Annotated in this window: 17 protein-coding genes; 8 read left to right on the plus strand and 9 right to left on the minus strand. The window is 62.3% G+C overall.

Annotated features, from left to right (window positions below):
* Positions 1–34: 34 nt before the first annotated feature.
* From purT to LUU92_RS23550, 5 genes are all read right to left on the minus strand, one after another.
* On the minus strand, positions 35–1,216 hold the full coding sequence (gene purT, locus LUU92_RS23530; protein ID WP_257102713.1) for a formate-dependent phosphoribosylglycinamide formyltransferase: 1,182 nt from the start codon (positions 1,214–1,216) through the stop codon (positions 35–37).
* A gap of 69 nt (positions 1,217–1,285) precedes the next feature.
* Entirely contained in the window at positions 1,286–1,753 is a 468-nt protein-coding gene (locus tag LUU92_RS23535) for a VUT family protein (protein WP_032890779.1), read from the minus strand.
* 162 nt (positions 1,754–1,915) lie between these two features.
* A complete protein-coding gene (locus LUU92_RS23540; RefSeq protein ID WP_071489283.1) occupies positions 1,916–2,131 on the minus strand; it encodes a DUF1289 domain-containing protein in 216 nt (71 codons plus the stop codon).
* The gene (locus tag LUU92_RS23545) at positions 2,128–2,652 is read right to left on the minus strand and encodes a gamma carbonic anhydrase family protein (protein ID WP_071489282.1); all 525 of its coding nucleotides are present in this window, start codon (positions 2,650–2,652) and stop codon (positions 2,128–2,130) included. Before LUU92_RS23545 ends, LUU92_RS23540 begins: the two co-directional genes overlap by 4 nt.
* A 36-nt stretch (positions 2,653–2,688) precedes the next feature.
* Positions 2,689–3,291, minus strand: coding sequence for a CoA pyrophosphatase (locus tag LUU92_RS23550; protein WP_071489281.1), 603 nt, complete (start codon positions 3,289–3,291; stop codon positions 2,689–2,691).
* A 149-nt stretch (positions 3,292–3,440) separates the two neighbouring features.
* Between LUU92_RS23550 and LUU92_RS23555 the strand changes: the two genes are divergently transcribed.
* The 7 genes from LUU92_RS23555 (at position 3,441) to nagE (ending at position 11,917) form a co-directional block, all read left to right on the plus strand.
* On the plus strand, positions 3,441–3,989 hold the full coding sequence (locus LUU92_RS23555; protein ID WP_071489280.1) for an NUDIX hydrolase: 549 nt from the start codon (positions 3,441–3,443) through the stop codon (positions 3,987–3,989).
* Positions 3,990–4,006: 17 nt separating this feature from the next.
* On the plus strand, positions 4,007–4,510 hold the full coding sequence (locus LUU92_RS23560; protein WP_071489279.1) for a L,D-transpeptidase family protein: 504 nt from the start codon (positions 4,007–4,009) through the stop codon (positions 4,508–4,510).
* A gap of 263 nt (positions 4,511–4,773) precedes the next feature.
* The gene (locus LUU92_RS23565; protein WP_071489278.1) at positions 4,774–5,532 is read left to right on the plus strand and encodes a GntR family transcriptional regulator; all 759 of its coding nucleotides are present in this window, start codon (positions 4,774–4,776) and stop codon (positions 5,530–5,532) included.
* Positions 5,533–5,542: 10 nt separating this feature from the next.
* The gene (nagA, locus tag LUU92_RS23570; protein WP_222540372.1) at positions 5,543–6,649 is read left to right on the plus strand and encodes an N-acetylglucosamine-6-phosphate deacetylase; all 1,107 of its coding nucleotides are present in this window, start codon (positions 5,543–5,545) and stop codon (positions 6,647–6,649) included.
* Positions 6,630–7,652 (plus strand): SIS domain-containing protein, encoded by a 1,023-nt coding sequence (locus LUU92_RS23575; protein WP_092246726.1) that lies wholly within the window; start codon positions 6,630–6,632, stop codon positions 7,650–7,652. The genes nagA and LUU92_RS23575 overlap by 20 nt, the downstream gene beginning before the upstream one ends.
* Before the next feature lie 29 nt (positions 7,653–7,681).
* Positions 7,682–10,192 (plus strand): phosphoenolpyruvate--protein phosphotransferase, encoded by a 2,511-nt coding sequence (gene ptsP / locus LUU92_RS23580; RefSeq protein ID WP_071489275.1) that lies wholly within the window; start codon positions 7,682–7,684, stop codon positions 10,190–10,192.
* Positions 10,193–10,219: 27 nt separating this feature from the next.
* Complete coding sequence (gene nagE, locus LUU92_RS23585; RefSeq protein WP_071489274.1) at positions 10,220–11,917, plus strand: N-acetylglucosamine-specific PTS transporter subunit IIBC; 1,698 nt, start codon at positions 10,220–10,222, stop codon at positions 11,915–11,917.
* Between the two features lie 59 nt (positions 11,918–11,976).
* Here the strand turns inward: nagE and LUU92_RS23590 are convergent, their stop codons facing one another.
* Positions 11,977–12,255: a hypothetical protein gene (locus LUU92_RS23590; RefSeq protein ID WP_071489273.1), complete on the minus strand. Its 279-nt coding sequence runs from the start codon at positions 12,253–12,255 to the stop codon at positions 11,977–11,979.
* Between the two features lie 180 nt (positions 12,256–12,435).
* Between LUU92_RS23590 and LUU92_RS23595 the strand changes: the two genes are divergently transcribed.
* Positions 12,436–12,567 carry a hypothetical protein gene (locus LUU92_RS23595; RefSeq protein WP_257102714.1) on the plus strand — a complete coding sequence of 44 codons (132 nt, stop codon included), beginning with the start codon at positions 12,436–12,438 and terminating at the stop codon, positions 12,565–12,567.
* Positions 12,568–12,747: 180 nt separating this feature from the next.
* On the opposite strand, the gene LUU92_RS23600 is transcribed toward LUU92_RS23595, so the two are convergent.
* From LUU92_RS23600 to purL, 3 genes are all read right to left on the minus strand, one after another.
* Positions 12,748–13,026, minus strand: coding sequence for a DUF6124 family protein (locus tag LUU92_RS23600; protein ID WP_071489272.1), 279 nt, complete (start codon positions 13,024–13,026; stop codon positions 12,748–12,750).
* 472 nt (positions 13,027–13,498) lie between these two features.
* Positions 13,499–13,810 (minus strand): YqfO family protein, encoded by a 312-nt coding sequence (locus LUU92_RS23605; protein WP_015885716.1) that lies wholly within the window; start codon positions 13,808–13,810, stop codon positions 13,499–13,501.
* A gap of 4 nt (positions 13,811–13,814) precedes the next feature.
* The gene (gene purL, locus LUU92_RS23610; RefSeq protein WP_257102715.1) at positions 13,815–17,711 is read right to left on the minus strand and encodes a phosphoribosylformylglycinamidine synthase; all 3,897 of its coding nucleotides are present in this window, start codon (positions 17,709–17,711) and stop codon (positions 13,815–13,817) included.
* Positions 17,712–17,900: the final 189 nt, after the last annotated feature.

Raw genomic sequence — 17,900 nt, forward strand, 5'->3', positions numbered from 1 at the left:
ATCAAGTGTGGGAGGGGGCTTGCCCCCGATGCTTTTAGAGCTCTACCACCACTGCCTGGGAAGCCCGGTTCGCCTTGGCCCGGGCCGCTTCAATCGACTCATCCCGCGCCAACGCCACGCCCATGCGGCGCTGGCCATTCACTTCGGGCTTGCCGAACAGGCGCAGCGCGGTATCAGGTTCGCTCAACGCGGCGCCCAGGTTGGCGAACGCCGTCTGGGTCGACTGCCCTTCCACCAGGATCACCGCCGAGGCCGAAGGCCCGAACTGACGGATCAACGGGATCGGCAGGCCCAGGATGGCGCGCGCGTGCAGCGCAAACTGCGACAGGTCCTGGGAAATCAGGGTCACCAAACCGGTGTCATGCGGGCGCGGCGACACTTCGCTGAACCACACCTGATCCCCCTTGATGAACAACTCCACGCCAAACAGACCACGGCCACCCAGGGCCTCGGTCACCGCCTTGGCAACGCGCTCGGATTCCGCCAGGGCAATCGGGCTCATGGCCTGTGGCTGCCAGGATTCCTGGTAGTCGCCCTTCTCCTGACGATGGCCCACAGGCGCGCAGAAGGTGGTGCCGCCGATGTGACGCACGGTCAGCAGGGTGATTTCGTAGTCGAAGTCGATAAAGCCTTCGATGATCACACGGCCTTTACCTGCACGACCGCCTTCCTGGGCGTAGTCCCAGGCTTTCTGCACGTCATCGACGCTGCGCAGCAGGCTCTGGCCCTTGCCCGACGAACTCATCACCGGCTTGACCACGCACGGGAAGCCCAGGTCCTGCACGGCCTTGCTGTAGTCTTCGAAGGTATCGGCGAAGTGGTACGGCGAGGTTGGCAGGTCCAACTCTTCGGCGGCCAGGCGGCGGATGCCTTCGCGGTTCATGGTCAGCGAGGTGGCGCGCGCGGTCGGGATCACGGTGAAGCCTTCGGCTTCCAGCTCCACCAGGGTGGCGGTCGCGATGGCTTCGATTTCCGGCACGATGAAGTGCGGTTTTTCCGCCTCGATCACCGCACGCAAGGCGGCGCCGTCGAGCATGTTGATCACGTGGCTACGGTGCGCAACCTGCATGGCCGGCGCGTTGGCGTAGCGATCCACGGCAATCACTTCAACGCCCAGGCGTTGCAGCTCGATTACCACTTCCTTGCCCAGCTCACCGCAGCCACACAGCAAAACGCGGGTCGCGGTTGGCGACAATGGAGTTCCGATTCGGGTCATCTCAGGTCCTCAGGGGAGCGGATCATTGGGAGAAAGGCCGGCATTTTACATGAACTGCAGGAATTGGCCTCAGTTGGCGACAGCCCGCTTGCGGATGCGCCAGGCCATGATCAGCCACACCACCGTGACCCCGGCGAACTTCGACGCCAGTGCAGTACCCACTACCGCCGGCGTGAGCGCGCCGATCAGGCCGAAGAAGATAAAGGTGTCGAGGGGAATGCTCAGCGCCGAACTGATCCACAGGCGGTCGTGCAGCGGACGCTTGGTGATGCTGAACACCAGCCAGTCGATGCACTCGGACACCGCGAACGCGGTGGCGCTGGCCAGGGCGATGGCCGGGTCGGACGTGACATACGACAGCACCAGCGCGGCCAGCATGGCGATGATTGCGCCATGGCCGAAGCGGGTTTGCACCATATCGCGCAGGATAAAGACCAGGCCACCCCAGGCGGACCAGATGACGTCCAGGTGCGGGGCGGTGGAGAAGGCGAAGTTGATCAGCACGACGCTGCTGATGTAGGCGATCAGGAAGAGCATGGGAGTGGACCTGTGAACAAGGGGCACAGGGTACTTCACATTTTGAAATATGTCGTCTGGGATGGCCCTATCGGGGGCAAGCCCCCTCCCACATTTTGACTGCATTCCTACAGACTGAACGCGGCCAACTGTGGGAGGGGGCTTGCCCCCGATAGCGTTGGTTCAGGCGCCGGATTTATTAGAGGCCATAAACACCAATCCACTCGCCACCGCCCGCTCATGACACAACCCCAGCACCACCCGGCGCTCGGCGTTATCCATGCGGCTCCAACGCGTAATCTCATCCACCGTACGCTGGCAGCCGGTGCAAATATCGTCATCGTCCAGCGCGCAAATGCTCACGCACGGCGACGCAACGGGGCGTTCAATCGGATTCATTCTTCCTGCTCGACCAAATCCCGCGCATAACGCTGTGCGTTGTGCACATAGTGCGCGGCGCTGGCTTCGAGCATGCGTTTCTGCGCGTCGGTCAGTTCACGCACCACCTTGCCCGGCGAGCCCATCACCAGCGAACCATCGGGGATTTCCTTGCCTTCGCCGATCAGCGAATTGGCGCCGATGATGCAGTGCTTGCCGATCTTGGCGCCGTTGAGGATCACCGCATTGATGCCGATCAGGCTGTAATCGTCCACCGTGCAGCCGTGCAACATGGCGTTATGCCCAATGGTCACGCCGGTGCCCAGGGTCAACGGGTAGCCCATGTCGGTGTGCATCACGCTGCCGTCCTGCACGTTGCTGTTCTTGCCGATCAGGATCAGTTCGTTGTCACCGCGCAACACCGCGTTGAACCACACGTTGGCGCCCTCCTCCAGCTTGACCTTGCCCACCAGCGTGGCATTGGGTGCCACCCAGCTCTGTGGATGAGTCTCGACGCGGGCGTCGCCCAGGCGGTATTTCATGGTTTTTCCTCACGGCGTTGCCATTCAAGCGATGGCTCAAGTATTGATGAAGCTCTTGGGTGGCTGGTGCAGGCTGATCTTGGCATCGTCATAGAGCAGATTGATCAGCTCGACGATCATGATGGCCGTCAGCCCCCAGATCTTGTATTCGCCAAACCGATAGCTGGGCACGTACCAACTGCGGCCCTGGTAATCGATCCGGTGGGTATGTTCGCGTGGGTCTTGTCGGAAGAAGTCCAAGGGCACGCTGAAAACCGCGGCAATCTCGGCATCGTTGGCCAAGTACTCGACGTAATCGGGGATCACGCCGACATACGGCGTGACCCGAATGCCATGCAGGGAGATCAAGGGGCTCAGCGGGCCGATCACTTCGACCAGCCCGGGCGGCAGGCCGATTTCTTCTTCGGCCTCGCGCAGCGCGGTGAAGATCAGGTCCGGGTCTTCGGGGTCGCGGCGCCCGCCCGGAAAGGCCACTTCGCCACCATGGGTCGACAGGCCACTGGCGCGCAGGGTCAGGATCAGCTCAGGTTCGTCACTGCGGGTAATCGGCACCAGCACCGCAGCCTCGGGGAAACGCCCGTCGGTTTCAAGCGTGTGGGGGGTGTGGTTGCTTACCCGGCGAAGTAGCTCGTCCAGCATGAGTCATCTCGGTCTGTTGGCTACCTTGCATCATGCACCAAAGCTCGCGGGTGCCCAACCCCAAAACCCGCCCGGTGTCGCTAAACGACAACTTGTTGCAGCGCCCTGCCCGTCACGCCAAGATAGACGAACTTTCCAGGAACCCCAGCATGAATTTCTGCAGCCAGTGCGGTAAACCGGTTACCCAACGCATCCCCGAAGGCGACGGCCGCCTGCGCTTTGTGTGTGATCACTGCTCGACCATCCACTACCAGAACCCCAATATCGTCGCCGGCACCGTGCCGGTATGGGGCGATAAAGTGCTGCTGTGCCGCCGCGCCATCGAGCCGCGCCTGGGCTACTGGACGCTGCCCGCCGGCTTCATGGAAAACGGCGAGACCGTGGAACAGGCCGCCATGCGCGAAACCCTGGAAGAAGCCTGCGCCCGCGTGCACAACCTGAGCATCTACACCCTGATCGACGTGCCGCATATCAATCAGGTGCATATTTTCTACCGCGCCGACCTGCTTGACCTGGACTTCGCCGCCGGCCCCGAAAGCCTGGAAGTGCAGTTGTTCGACGAAGCCGACGTCCCTTGGTCCGAGCTGGCGTTCCGCACGGTCGGGCGTACCCTCGAATACTTTTTTGCTGACCGTCGGCAGCAGGCCTTCCCGGTGCGCAGCGAGGCTGTAGAGCCGCGGGTGTTGCCCGCTCCATGACTAGGGATACCGTTTCAATGCGTTGGTTGCTTGCCCTTATCTGCCTGTCGTTCGCGACCCTGTCATCAGCCTCGACCGTGGAAACCCTGGGCGGCAAGACCGTCGAAAAGGTCCTGGTGCTCAAGTCCGCCCATCAGTTGCAGTTGATCAACGACGGCAAGCCGCTCAAGACCTACCGCATTTCCCTGGGCAAGAACCCCAAGGGCCACAAGCTGATCGAGGGTGACCGCCGCACGCCAGAGGGCCTGTACTGGATCGACTGGCGCAAGACCAGCGACCGCTTCAATCTGGCCATGCACATCTCCTACCCCAATATCAGCGACGCCGCCCGCGCCCGCCGCGAAGGCGTGAAGCCCGGCAGCATGATCATGATCCACGGCACGCCCGACAGCGAAGAGTACCCGGAGCAGTGGTTCCATACCCTGGACTGGACCGACGGCTGCATCGGCATGCGCAACGTGGACATGCGCGAAGTCTGGAACCTGGTCAAGGACGGCACCCTGATCGAGATTCGTCCGTAATCTCGTACCGTTCGTAAAATAATTCGAAAAAAAATCCCGCCCCCCTCTACGCCCGCCGGTGAATACCAGTTCACCCCCGCGGGCTGCGCCGTTCTGTGCGCGAGAAAGACCTCTCTAATACCACTTCATACCAAGCCTCATTGTGGAGCCTTTAAACCGCTGCTCGCACCGTTTTAGCTGCATTGACATGGTATTTAAGTGGTATTAATTTCCGGCCAATACCGGGCGACAACACTCCAATAACCGCATCGGAAACCTGACAGATGAACCCCATCCTGGCCCTGCGCCCCGACGATAAACAATCCACGCCGCTGTACCTGCAATTGGCGCGCAAACTGGAAGCAGCGATCCATGCCGGCCAGTGGACCTCCGAACAGGCCCTGCCCTCGGAGCGCGTCCTCAGCGAGCAATTGAGCATCTCGCGAGTCACCGCTCGCAAGGCGCTGGAAGTGTTGTTTGCCCAAGGGCTGATCCGCCGCAATCAAGGCTCCGGCACCTATATATCGCCACGCTTGGAACAGCCGCTGTCGCGCCTTTCCGGGTTCAGCGAGATGCTGCGGCTCAAGGGTTTCGTGCCCAGCTCCCAATGGCTGGAACGAGAACTGACCCAGCCGACCCACGAAGAGATGATCCGCCTGGGCCTTTCGCCCGCCGATAAAGTGGCACGCCTCAAACGCTTGCGTAAGGCGGATGACACGGTGATGGCGATTGAAATGAGCACCCTGCCCGCCTCGGTACTGCCGCACCCGCAAGGCATTGGCAATTCGCTGTACGAATACCTCGAAAGCATTGGCAAACCCATCGTGCGCGCCCTGCAGCATGTGCAGGCGATCAACGCTTCCGACGAGTTCGCCGCGCTGGTGGGCATCGCCCCCGGCACCGCGATGCTGCTGATGACCCGGGTCGGCTACACCGCCGACAACACACCCATTGAAATCACCGACACCTACTGCCGCAACGACTACTACGACTTCGTCGCAGAGCTGCGCCGCCATGACTACTCCGCTGAACTGCGACTCTAGAGAACTGCCCATGTCCGAAGACAACATCCTCACGCCCAACGGCTGGATTCGCGGCCGCCTGGTGCACGAGCACGGCAAGGTGATCGCCATCGAAGGCATCCCTTGCGACCCGGCTGACAACGACCTGCCCTACCTGCTGCCGGGTTTTATCGACCTGCACGTCCACGGCGGCGGTGGCAAGGACATCATGGAAGGCAGCGATGCCTTCGAGACCATCACCCGCACCCACGTACGTTTCGGTACGACTTCTCTGCTGGCTACGACCATGACTGCGCCGGTGGATGAAATCTCAAGCGTACTCGGCCAGCTCGGCACCTTCTGCGAACGGCGTCCGACGGGCAGCGCCCGCGTACTGGGTGTGCACCTGGAAGGGCCTTACATCAATCCGGGAAAACTCGGCGCCCAACCCAACTTTGCCCACACCGCCTTGATGGCCGAAGTGGAAGCCTACCTGCGTCTGGCGCCGATCCGCGTGATCACCATCGCCCCGGAGATCGCCGGGCATGATGGCCTGATCCGCGCCCTCAGCGAACGCGGCGTGCGCATGCAGATCGGCCACACCCTGGGCAGCTACGAAGAAGGCGTCGCCGCCCTCGCCGCCGGAGCCACCAGCTTTACCCATTTGTACAACGCGATGAGTCCGTTGCATCACCGCGAGCCCGGCATCGTCGGCGCCGCGTTGGCCCACGCCAAGTACGCCGAATTGATCCCGGATTTGCTGCATGTGCACCCCGGCGCCATGCGCGTGGCGCTGCGTTCGATCCCATGCCTTTACTGCGTCACCGACTCCACTGCCGCCGCCGGCATGCCCGATGGCGAATACAAGCTGGGCAGCCACACCGTGACCAAATGCCTGGGCGGCGTACGCCTGGCCGACGGCACCCTGGCCGGCAGCACGCTGACCATGGACCAGGCGCTGCGCAACCTGGTGAAGATCGGCCTGCCCGTCAGCGAAGCCTCACAACGCCTGTCGCAATTTCCTGCGGACTACCTGGGCCTGGAAGAGCGCGGCCGCCTGCAACCCGGCAGTTTTGCCGACTGCGTGCGCCTGGACCGCTCCCTGACACTCACCGACGTAATGGTCGAAGGAGAAACCATTGACTTCAAAAATGCTTGAAGAGGCCCTGGCCTCCTGCGACGCCGTGTCGGCGCAATTGCAACGCCTGGACCCGCTGCTGGAGGAAGTCGCCGGCCGCCTGCGCCGCCAGCCGCCGCAAGTGGCGATGACCATCGCCCGTGGCAGCTCGGATCACGCCGCCAGCTACTTCGCCTACCTGGCCATGCAGCATGTGGGCATCCCGGTGGCGTCGTTGCCAATGTCGGTGGTGACCCTGCTGCAAGCCCCGTTGAAAGTCAGCGGCCAAGTGGCGTTCGGTTTCTCGCAGTCGGGGCAAAGCCCGGACCTGGTCAACAGCTTGCGCCTGCTGCGCAAACGCGGCGCCCTGAGCATTTCGCTGGTCAACGCTGAAGACTCACCGCTGGAAGCCGCCTGCGAATTCCACGTGCCGCTCTGCGCCGGGCCGGAGCAAAGCGTCGCCGCCACCAAAAGTTTTATCGCCACACTGAGTGCCAGCGCGCTGCTGATCGGCCACTGGAACCAGGAAGCCGACTTGCTGCAAGCCTGCCGCGCCTTGCCGGACGAACTGCGTGCCGCCGCCAGGCAGGACTGGACGGTCGCCATCGACGCCCTGCGCGACTGCCAGCAACTGATGGTGATCGGTCGAGGCGCCGGTTTTGCCATCGCTCAGGAAGCGGCGCTCAAGCTCAAGGAAACCTCGGCGATCCAGGCCGAAGCCTTCAGCAGCGCCGAGGTACGTCACGGGCCGATGGCACTGATTGGCGACAACTACCCCCTGCTGGTGTTCGCCCCGCGCGGCGCCGAGCAAGCCGGCCTGTTGAGCCTGGCCGCCGACATGCGTCAACGCGGTGCCCGCGTGTTGCTGGCTGCGCCGGACGATATCGCCGAGCGTGACCTGACCCTGAGCCGCGCCGAACATCCGACCCTGGACCCGATCCTGGCGATCCAGAGTTTCTACGTGATGGCGGCAGGTTTGGCCGAAGCCCGGGGCATGGACCCGGACCAGCCGCGTCACCTGAGCAAAGTTACCCGCACTCACTGAGTGGCGTTTTCCTGATGAGTACCGTGCCCATGTCCAACAACAATAATGACCTGACCCTCAGCGCCCCCCTCAGCGGACCGGTGCTGGCCCTGGGCAACGTTCCCGACGAAGTGTTCGCCAGCGGCGCAATGGGCGACGGCATTGCCATCGACCCGTTGAATGACTGCCTGCATGCACCCTGTGACGGCGTGATCATCCACGTCGCCCGCACCGGGCATGCGCTGACAATCCGCGCTGACAACGGTGCCGAAATTTTGATGCATGTGGGCATCGATACGGTGGAACTGAACGGCGAAGGCTTCGCCTTGCTGGTGAAGGATGGCGCGCGGGTAAGCAAGGGCCAGGCGCTGGTGCAGTTTGATCTGGACCGCATTGCACGCCAGTGCAAGAGCCTGGTCAGCCTGATCATCCTGACCAATGGCGAGCGCTTCGAGTTGCGCTCGGTGGCGGCTAGAACGGTCAAGGTCGGCGAGCCGTTGTTGCAGATCGTGGCGCGTTCAGCAGCGTCGGTGTCGACGCCTGTGGATAACTCGGCGGATGAAGCCAGCGCCCGCGTACGCATCACCCATCGCGGTGGTTTACATGCCCGCCCGGCGGCGTTGGTGCGCAAGGCTGCGCAGGGTTTCAGCAGCCAGGCCTCGCTGCACCTTGGCGATAAAACCGCCTCGTGTGACAGCCTGATCGGTTTGCTGGGCCTGGGTATCGGTGAAGGGGATGAGGTGCGTGTGAGCTGTCGCGGCAAGGATGCCGAAGCGGCGGTGCAGGCAGTGATCGCGGCCTTGTCAGCCGTCGTCAAGGAAGAACACCACACCCCGGTGGCCGCCGCGCCCCGTCGGGTCAATACCGAAGTGGGTGTGTTGCAAGGCGTGTGTGCCGCGCCGGGCCTGGTCTGCGGGCCATTGTTCCGCCTGACCGGTATCGAACTGCCGGCAGACACCGGCAAGCATGCTGCCGACGAGCAACTGCAACGCCTGGATGCCGCCCTGGAGCAGGTGCGCAGCGAAATACGCAGCACCCTGGATCATGCGCGCCAACGCAAGAACGTCGAGGAAGAAGACATATTCGCCGCCCACCTCGCCCTGCTGGAAGACCCGACCCTGCTGGGCGCCGCCACCGGCGCCATCGAGCACGGCAGTGCCGCCACTCATGCCTGGCGCGACGCGATCCAGGCGCAATGCGCCGTGTTACTGGCCCTGGGCAAACCGCTGTTTGCCGAACGCGCCAATGATCTGCGGGATTTGCAACAACGGGTACTGCGCGCGCTGCTGGGTGAAGCCTGGCATTTCGAATTGCCCGCCGGGGCGATTGTCAGCGCCCACGAACTGACCCCATCCGACCTGCTGCAACTGAGCGCGCAAAATGCCGCAGGCATCTGCATGGCCGAAGGCGGTGCCACCTCCCATGTGGCTATTTTGGCCCGCGGTAAAGGCTTGCCCTGTGTGGTCGCGCTGGGTGCCGAAGTCCTCGATGTGCCCCAGGGCCAACGGGTGGTCCTCGACGCCGCCAACGGCCGCCTGGAACTGGCCCCCAGCGACGCGCGACACGCCGAAGTGCACCAGATTCGCGACGCACAGAAACTGCGTCGCCAGCAGCAACAGGCCCAGGCTCAACAGCCGGCGCGCACCAGCGATGGCGTGGGCATCGAAGTCGCGGCGAATGTCGCCTCCAGCGCCGAAGCCTTGGTGGCGTTTGAAAATGGCGCCGATGGCGTCGGCCTGCTGCGCACCGAGTTTCTCTTCGTCGACCGCCGCACCGCGCCGGACGAACAGGAACAACGCCAGGCCTACCAGGCCGTGCTCGATGCCATGGGCGACAAGTCGGTGATCATCCGCACCATCGACGTGGGCGGCGACAAGCAACTCGACTACCTGCCACTGCCGGTCGAGGCCAACCCTGTGCTGGGCCTGCGCGGTATCCGCATGGCCCAGGTACGCCCGGAACTGCTCGACCAGCAACTGCGGGCGCTGCTGCAAGTCAGCCCGCTGGAGCGCTGCCGCATCCTGCTGCCGATGGTCAGCGAGGTGGATGAGTTGTTGCAGATTCGCCAGCGCCTGGACGAGTTGTGCGCCGAGTTGGAACTGACCCAGCGCCCCGAACTGGGCGTGATGATCGAAGTGCCCGCCGCCGCGCTGATGGCCGAGCAGTTGGCCAAACATGCCGACTTCCTGTCCATCGGCACCAATGACCTGTCCCAGTACACCCTGGCCATGGACCGCGACCACGCCGGCCTCGCCGCGCGCGTTGATGCGCTGCACCCGGCGCTGCTGCGGCTGATCGCCCAGACCTGCGCAGGCGCGGCGCAACACGGGCGCTGGGTCGGGGTGTGCGGCGCCCTCGCCTCCGACCCGCTGGCCACGCCGGTACTGGTCGGCCTGGGGGTCAGCGAGCTGTCGGTGAGCCCGCCGCAGATCGGAGAAATCAAGGACCGCGTCCGCCACCTGGACGCGGCGCAATGCCGGCAACTGAGCCAGGGCCTGCTCGACCTGAGCAGCGCCCAGGCCGTTCGCCAAGCCTGTCAATACCACTGGCCGCTGAGCTGACAACAACAAGAAAAAAGGAGACTCGCCATGTACCAACATTTCATCGAAGGCCTGCAACGCCTGGGCCGTGCACTGATGCTACCGATCGCGATCCTGCCGATCGCCGGCCTGTTGCTGCGCCTGGGCGACACCGATCTTTTGAACATCGCGGTGATGCACGACGCCGGGCAGGCGATCTTCGCCAACCTGGCGCTGATCTTTGCCATCGGCATCGCCGTGGGCTTTGCCCGCGACAACAACGGCACGGCGGGTCTCGCCGGGGCGATTGGTTACCTGGTGATGGTTTCCACGCTCAAGGTGATGGACTCGACCATCAACATGGGCATGCTCGCCGGTATCGCCAGTGGTTTGATGGCAGGCGCGCTGTATAACCGCTTCAAGGACATCAAGCTGCCGGAGTACCTCGCGTTTTTTGGTGGGCGAAGGTTCGTACCGATTGTCACGGGGTTCTCGGCGGTCGCGCTGGGTGTGATCTTCGGCCTGATCTGGCCGCCGATCCAGCATGGCATCAACAGCTTCGGCGTATTGCTGATGGAGAGCGGCAGCCTGGGCGCCTTCGTGTTTGGCGTGTTCAACCGCCTGCTGATCGTCACCGGTCTGCACCACATCCTCAACAATATGGCGTGGTTCGTGTTTGGCACCTTCACCGACCCGGTGACCGGTGCCGTGGTGACCGGCGACCTGACCCGTTATTTTGCTGGCGACCCCAAAGGCGGCCAGTTCATGACCGGCATGTTCCCGGTGATGTTGTTCGGCCTGCCGGCTGCGTGCCTGGCGATGTACCGCAATGCGCTGCCGGAACGGCGCAAAGTGATGGGAGGGATTTTCCTGTCGATGGCGCTGACGTCGTTTCTGACCGGGGTGACCGAGCCGATTGAATTCGCCTTCATGTTCCTCGCGCCGTTCCTTTATTTGTTGCATGCGCTGCTGACCGGCCTGTCGATGGCGGTCACCAACCTGCTGAATATCCACCTCGGGTTCACCTTCTCCGGTGGGTTTATCGACATGGTGCTGGGTTGGGGCAAGTCCACCAATGGCTGGCTGGTGTTTCCGGTTGGCCTGGCCTATGCACTGGTCTATTACAGCGTGTTCAACTACTGCATTCGCCGCTTCAACCTGAAAACGCCGGGGCGTGAAGACATCCAGGTCGTGCAGGCGGAGGTGATGACGGATAACCAGCGCGCCCTGGCGTATATCCAGGCATTGGGCGGTGCCGAGAATTTACTGAGTGTCGGTGCCTGCACCACGCGTCTGCGTCTGGACATGCTCGACCGCAACAAGGCGGTGGATGCGGACTTGAAAGCGCTGGGCGCCATGGCCGTGGTGCGGCCGGGCAATGGCGGAAGCTTGCAGGTGGTGGTTGGGCCGATGGCCGATAGCATTGCCGATGAGATTCGATTGGCGATGCCTTCATTTGTTGCCAGTGCGCCGGTGATGGTTGCGCCTGTGGATAAGCCGGTGGCGGTGAATGTGCAGGAGGCCGAAAAATGGCTGAACGCCTTGGGTGGCCGAGGCAATGTGCGGCAGCTGGAAGCCGTGGCGATGACGCGGTTGCGGGTGGAATTGGGGGATGATTCGGTATTGTCCGAAGCGGATCTGACGGCACTCGGTTGCCAAGGAGTGAGCCAACTGGACAGCGGTGTTTGGCACTTGCTGATTGGTGACAAGGCTTCGGGGTTAGGTGAAGCATTGGAGCAGTTAGTCGCTCGCCCGATCAACGCCTGACCCCTGTGGCGAGGGAGCTTGCTCCCTCGCCACAGAGTAGGAACGATCATTAATGGCCGTCAAACTTTATTGACTTGCCACCTGTTGGACGCGTTCTGCCCATCTCGCGTAGTCACATAGAACGTATAGGACTGCTGTTGCGGTGTAGCTACAGCATGATTCCAGTCGCCCTGATTATCTGCAGTTATACGCACCTCTGGCTCACGATCATTGTGAAAAATCAAAGGTTGGTCAGGAAACAGCGCTTTCCCGTAGACAAATACCCGTGCGGCCGGTGTATCACCACCATTGGGGATGTCGACCCCCCCTCCAACCACCTTATCGATAGTAAGTGCCATGATTGCTCTCCGTTGCGATGAATGAGCACTTAGTAGAAACGGCGCTGGCGTTTTGCGTAACTGTCAGAGTTGACAGTAGACGGCTAAAAATTTCCACCCTAGTGTCAGTCGACACGGCAGAACACGGACGTTGCGGTCGCCCTGATGTTTTTTCATCGACTTGAAGAAACCGAGGCAATCATGAGCAAAGCCCTTGAGAGAAAACTGACACCGCAGCAATTGGAGCGCGTGCGCGCGGACTTCAAGCGCTACGACGCCAACGGCGATGGAGCCTTACTTCACGCCGGAGGATCTCAAGAAGTTGTTGAGTGAGGTCAACCCAGGCGGTAACAGCACCATCAGTTGGAAGGAGTTTCTGACTGACTACATTCGCGACCTGAATGCTGATAATTGAGGTGCCTGGACTGACGCCATCGCGGGCAAGCCCGCTCCCACATTGTTGATCTGTGAATACATTCAAAACGGTGGGAGCTGGCTTGCCTGCGATTGGCCTTAACTGGCAACTGGAGTGTTAAGACCAGGAATCTCATTCAAGTCCAACACCCGATCCACCATCAATTGGATACCTTCAAGCATCCGGTGAACTGCCAGTGCGATGTCTCGCTGGGCACCGTCGACTTCAAAGGCCAAATGGCCCGTCAGCGCCTGCACTGAAGCAATATCCTGGGCGGCATTGGCGAGTAGGGTTTCGCTGTCGAGGCTGAGTCGTACGCTGAAGAGTTGGTCGGTGGTTTGATAGCTGGCTGGGGGATTTGGGCTGTCTTTGATCATGGTAAACCTCTGGTGTGAAGTAAGAACTACCAGCATCACTTGCAGATGATGGGTGGCAGCTGTGTGCGGGCCTGCAAGACCGAGTCACCAGAAAACCTCGGTAGACCCGGAGGTCTCCCGCACACAGCCACCATAAATGGCGTCCATGAAAAAGCGCCGCAATTATAAAGGCGCTTACGAGTAACTGGTGATGTTTCGGCGGGCTTGCAGTCCCGATCGCTGAATTGGCAGCGACTGGCGAAGGTTAGTGAGGCGAGTTCCGAGGGACAACCTGAAAGGCTTGTCGGAAAGATCTGAGGCGCCTGTGCCGACGTCTTCGCGAGCAAGCCCGCTCCCACATTCGACTGCATTTTTTCAGGATAACCACGGCCGAATGTGGGAGCGGGCTTGCTCGCGAATGGGCCCTCACAGCCAACAAAAAACCCGCTGACCAAACTGGCCCAGCGGGTTTCTTGTTTTTGCAGCGTACGAATCAGAAATCCGCCAACTGCCACACTTCATAAGCCGGCGTCTCGTACGGATGGCTCAGCTTCAACGCGGCCACTACAGCCACAATCAACTCATCCGCCACCACCAGCTCAACCTTCCACTCTTCAACCACTTCAACCTGGCCCACCTGCCCGATAAACGGCTGACTGCCGTCCAACGCGCGGAATTGGCCCTGGCCCAGCACTTGCCAGGCGCAGCTGTCGTAGTTGCCGATGCGCCCGCCGCCAGCGGCGAAGACAGCGGTTTTCACCGTCTCCACGTGGCTGTCGGGCACGAAGAAGCTGAGCTTGTACACGGCCTCAGTTCACCCACACGCGGGCGTTGCGGAACATGCGCATCCAGGCGCCGTCTTCGTTCCACTCTTCCGGACGCCACGAGTTCTGCACGGCGCGGAATACACGCTCCGGGTGCGGCATCATGATGGTCACGCGACCGTCGCGGCTGGTAAGGCCGGTGATCCCGCGCGGCGAGCCGTTCGGGTTGGCCGGGTAGGTCTCGGTGACCTTGCCGTGGTTGTCGACGAAACGCAGGGCGACGGTGCCGGACAGGTCAGCTTCAAGCAAGGCTTCTTCACTGGCGAACTCGGCATGGCCTTCACCGTGGGCAATGGCGATCGGCATGCGCGAACCGGCCATGCCTTGCAGGAAGATCGAGTTGGACTCCTGCACCTGCACCATGGCAACACGGGCTTCGAACTGCTCGGAACGGTTGCGCACAAAGTGCGGCCAGAACTCGCTGCCCGGGATCAGTTCGCTGAGGTTGGACATCATCTGGCAACCGTTGCACACACCCAGGGTAAAGCTGTCGTTGCGCTCGAAGAAGCCCTGGAACGCATCGCGCGCACGGCTGTTGAACAGGGCCGACTTGGCCCAGCCTTCACCGGCACCCAGCACGTCGCCGTAGGAGAAACCGCCGCAGGCCACCAGGCCTTTGAACTCGTTGAGGTCAACGCGACCGGCGAGGATATCGCTCATGTGCACGTCGATCGCATTGAAGCCGGCGCGATCGAACGCCGCCGCCATTTCCACCTGGCCGTTGACGCCCTGCTCACGCAGTACGGCAACCTGTGGACGAATGCCTTTCTTGATGTAAGGCGCGGCGATGTCCTGGTTGACGTCGAAGCTGAGCTTGGTGCTCAGGCCCGGATTCTCTTCTTCCAGGATCACGTCGAATTCCTGCTCGGCGCAGTCGGCGTTGTCACGCAGGCGTTGGATCTGGTAGCTGGTCTCGGCCCACTGGCGTTGCAGCAAGCGGCGCTGGCCGGCAATCACCGTGTCGCCATTGAACGAGATGTTGATCTCGCCATTGTTGATCGGCTGGCCGATCACGGCCACGCAGTCGTCCAGGCCGGCGGCGCTGAATTGGGCGAGTACGTCCGGGGTCGCGTCCTGGCGAACCTGGATCACTGCGCCCAGCTCTTCGTTGAACAGGATGCCGTTGATCTCGGACGCATCCTCGGCAACGCTGTCGAGCACGATATTCAGGCCGCAGTGACCGGCGAAGGCCATCTCGACAACGCTGGTCAGCAAGCCGCCATCGGAACGGTCGTGGTAAGCCAGCAGGTGACCGTCGGCGTTGAGGCCCTGGATCACGGCAAAGAAGGCTTTGAGGTCCTCGGCGTCATCGACGTCCGGAGCCTGCTTGCCGAGCTTGCCATGGGTCTGCGCCAGGATCGACGCGCCCATGCGGTTCTGGCCACGGCCCAGGTCGATCAGAATCAGGTCGGTGGTGCCCTTGTCCATGCGCAGTTGCGGGGTCAGGGTCTGGCGGATGTCAGTGACCGGTGCAAAACCGGTGACGATCAGCGACAGCGGCGAGGTGACTGTCTTGTCGACGCCGTCTTCGTTCCAACGGGTGGCCATGGACATGGAGTCCTTGCCCACCGGAATGGTGATGCCCAGCTCAGGGCACAGTTCCATGCCGACCGCCTTGACGGTGTCGTACAGGCGCGCATCTTCACCCGGGTGGCCGGCAGCGGACATCCAGTTGGCCGACAGCTTGATATCGGACAGCTTGCCGATGCGCGACGCGGCGATGTTGGTGAGGGTTTCACCGATTGCCATGCGGCCTGACGCCGGCGCATCCAGCAGGGCCAGCGGCGTACGTTCGCCCATGGCCATGGCTTCACCGGTGTAGACGTCGAAGCTGGTAGCGGTGACGGCAACGTCAGCCACCGGCACTTGCCACGGGCCGACCATCTGGTCACGGGCCACAAGGCCGGTGATGGTGCGGTCGCCGATGGTGATCAGGAAGCTCTTGCTCGCCACGGCCGGGTGGTGCAGCACGCGTTCGATGCTGTCGGCCAGTTCAAGTTGGCTTGGGTCGAAGTCATCGCCCAGCTCGGCTTCACGTACCGCCGAACGGTGCATGCGCGGGGCTTTGCCCAGCAGCACTTCAAGCGGCATGTCCACCGGGCTGTTGCCGAAGTGGCTGTCGGTAACCGTCAGCTGCGGTTCGGCAGTGGCTTCGCCGACCACGGCAAACGGGCAACGCTCGCGTTCGCAGATGGCCTGGAAGCGCGCGAAGTCTTCAGCGCCGACCGCCAATACGTAGCGCTCCTGGGATTCGTTGCTCCAGATTTCGTGCGGGGCCATGCCCGGCTCGTCGTTTGGAATGTTGCGCAGTTCGAAACGGCCACCCCGGTCGCCATCGTTGACCAGTTCCGGGAAGGCGTTGGACAAACCACCGGCGCCGACGTCGTGGATGAAGCTGATCGGGTTCTTGTCACCCAACTGCCAGCAACGGTCGATGACTTCCTGGCAGCGACGCTCCATCTCTGGGTTTTCGCGCTGTACGGAAGCGAAGTCCAGGTCTGCCGAGCTGGTGCCGGTGGCCATGGAAGAAGCGGCGCCGCCGCCCAGGCCGATCAGCATCGCCGGGCCGCCGAGCACGATCAGCTTGGAGCCGACCAGGATCTCGCCTTTCTTGACGTGTTCTTCACGGATGTTGCCCATGCCGCCGGCCAACATGATCGGCTTGTGGTAGCCGCGCACTTCATCGCCACGCGGGGTGGTGATGGATTGTTCGAAGGTCCGGAAGTAACCGGTCAGCGCCGGACGCCCGAATTCGTTGTTGAACGCAGCGCCGCCCAGCGGGCCTTCGATCATGATGTCCAGCGCAGTGACGATGCGCTCGGGTTTGCCGTACGGCACTTCCCACGGCTGTTCGAAACCCGGGATCTGCAGGTTGGACACGGTGAAACCGGTGAGGCCCGCCTTGGGCTTGGCGCCACGGCCGGTGGCGCCTTCGTCGCGAATTTCGCCGCCGGAACCGGTGGCTGCGCCCGGGAACGGGGCAATCGCGGTCGGGTGGTTGTGGGTCTCGACCTTCATCAGGATGTGCACCGGCTCCTGGACCGCACCGTACTGGCGGGTCTCAGGGTCCGGGAAGAAACGGCCGGCGACGGAGCCGACGATCACCGAGGCGTTGTCCTTATAAGCAGAAAGAACTCCTTCGCTGTGCATCACGTAGGTGTTCTTGATCATGCCGAACAGGCTTTTTTCCTGGCTTTCGCCGTCGATGTCCCAACTGGCGTTGAAGATCTTGTGACGGCAGTGCTCGGAGTTGGCCTGGGCGAACATCATCAGTTCGATGTCGTGCGGGTTGCGCTTCAAGCCGTTGAAGGCGTTGACCAGGTAGTCGATCTCGTCTTCGGCCAGGGCCAGGCCCAGCTCGGTGTTGGCCTTCTCGAGGGCGGCGCGGCCACCGCCGAGCACGTCAATCGCGGTCAGCGGCTTGGGCTCGGCATGGCTGAACAGGCCGGCAGCCTGTTCCAGCTGGCTGACGATGATCTGGGTCATGCGGTCGTGCAGGCTGCTGGCGATCAGCTCGGCGTCGGCATCGCTGAACTGGCCCGCGACGTAGAAAGCGATACCACGCTCCAGACGCTGGATTTTCTCCAGGCCGCAGTTACGGGCGATATCGCTGGCCTTGCTCGACCAGGGCGAGATGGTGCCGAACCGTGGCAGCACCAGGAACAAGCGGCCATCAGGCTCTTGGACCGGAACGCTTGGGCCGTACTTCAGAAGGCGTGCGAGCACTTGCTGTTCGTCGGCGTTCAACACGCCGGTAACGTCGGCGAAGTGAGCAAATTCAGCGTACAGGCCTGTAACAGCTGGAACCTTCTGGCTCAGTTGCTCAAGGAGTTTGCTGTGGCGAAAGGCAGAAAGGGCAGGAGCGCCGCGCAGGATCAACATCTTCGGGACAGCCTCGGGAAGGGGGTGTGCTTTGAGGCCGTGCATTCTAGCGTAAACCGCCGCCAACGGCACCCGAAACGCTACCGGTGGCTGCCGCCGAACGTCAGTTGGCCGGATTACACCCCTTTCGCCGGGTCATGAGGGGCATTCGGCGCAGTTATTTTAACCGTCACAATCCCTCGCCAAGCC

Origin of the sequence: Pseudomonas extremorientalis (assembly GCF_024584605.1) — a bacterium.
Lineage (GTDB): Bacteria > Pseudomonadota > Gammaproteobacteria > Pseudomonadales > Pseudomonadaceae > Aquipseudomonas > Aquipseudomonas extremorientalis.

Excerpts from the sequence above, each read along its gene's own strand:
- purT (WP_257102713.1), bottom strand. The coding sequence starts at position 1,216 with ATGACCCGAATCGGAACTCCATTGTCGCCAACCGCGACCCGCGTTTTG.
- LUU92_RS23535 (WP_032890779.1), bottom strand. The coding sequence starts at position 1,753 with ATGCTCTTCCTGATCGCCTACATCAGCAGCGTCGTGCTGATCAACTTC.
- LUU92_RS23540 (WP_071489283.1), bottom strand. The coding sequence starts at position 2,131 with ATGAATCCGATTGAACGCCCCGTTGCGTCGCCGTGCGTGAGCATTTGC.
- LUU92_RS23545 (WP_071489282.1), bottom strand. The coding sequence starts at position 2,652 with ATGAAATACCGCCTGGGCGACGCCCGCGTCGAGACTCATCCACAGAGC.
- LUU92_RS23550 (WP_071489281.1), bottom strand. The coding sequence starts at position 3,291 with ATGCTGGACGAGCTACTTCGCCGGGTAAGCAACCACACCCCCCACACG.
- LUU92_RS23555 (WP_071489280.1), top strand. The coding sequence starts at position 3,441 with ATGAATTTCTGCAGCCAGTGCGGTAAACCGGTTACCCAACGCATCCCC.
- LUU92_RS23560 (WP_071489279.1), top strand. The coding sequence starts at position 4,007 with ATGCGTTGGTTGCTTGCCCTTATCTGCCTGTCGTTCGCGACCCTGTCA.
- LUU92_RS23565 (WP_071489278.1), top strand. The coding sequence starts at position 4,774 with ATGAACCCCATCCTGGCCCTGCGCCCCGACGATAAACAATCCACGCCG.
- nagA (WP_222540372.1), top strand. The coding sequence starts at position 5,543 with ATGTCCGAAGACAACATCCTCACGCCCAACGGCTGGATTCGCGGCCGC.
- ptsP (WP_071489275.1), top strand. The coding sequence starts at position 7,682 with ATGTCCAACAACAATAATGACCTGACCCTCAGCGCCCCCCTCAGCGGA.
- nagE (WP_071489274.1), top strand. The coding sequence starts at position 10,220 with ATGTACCAACATTTCATCGAAGGCCTGCAACGCCTGGGCCGTGCACTG.
- LUU92_RS23590 (WP_071489273.1), bottom strand. The coding sequence starts at position 12,255 with ATGGCACTTACTATCGATAAGGTGGTTGGAGGGGGGGTCGACATCCCC.
- LUU92_RS23595 (WP_257102714.1), top strand. The coding sequence starts at position 12,436 with ATGAGCAAAGCCCTTGAGAGAAAACTGACACCGCAGCAATTGGAGCGC.
- LUU92_RS23600 (WP_071489272.1), bottom strand. The coding sequence starts at position 13,026 with ATGATCAAAGACAGCCCAAATCCCCCAGCCAGCTATCAAACCACCGAC.
- purL (WP_257102715.1), bottom strand. The coding sequence starts at position 17,711 with ATGTTGATCCTGCGCGGCGCTCCTGCCCTTTCTGCCTTTCGCCACAGC.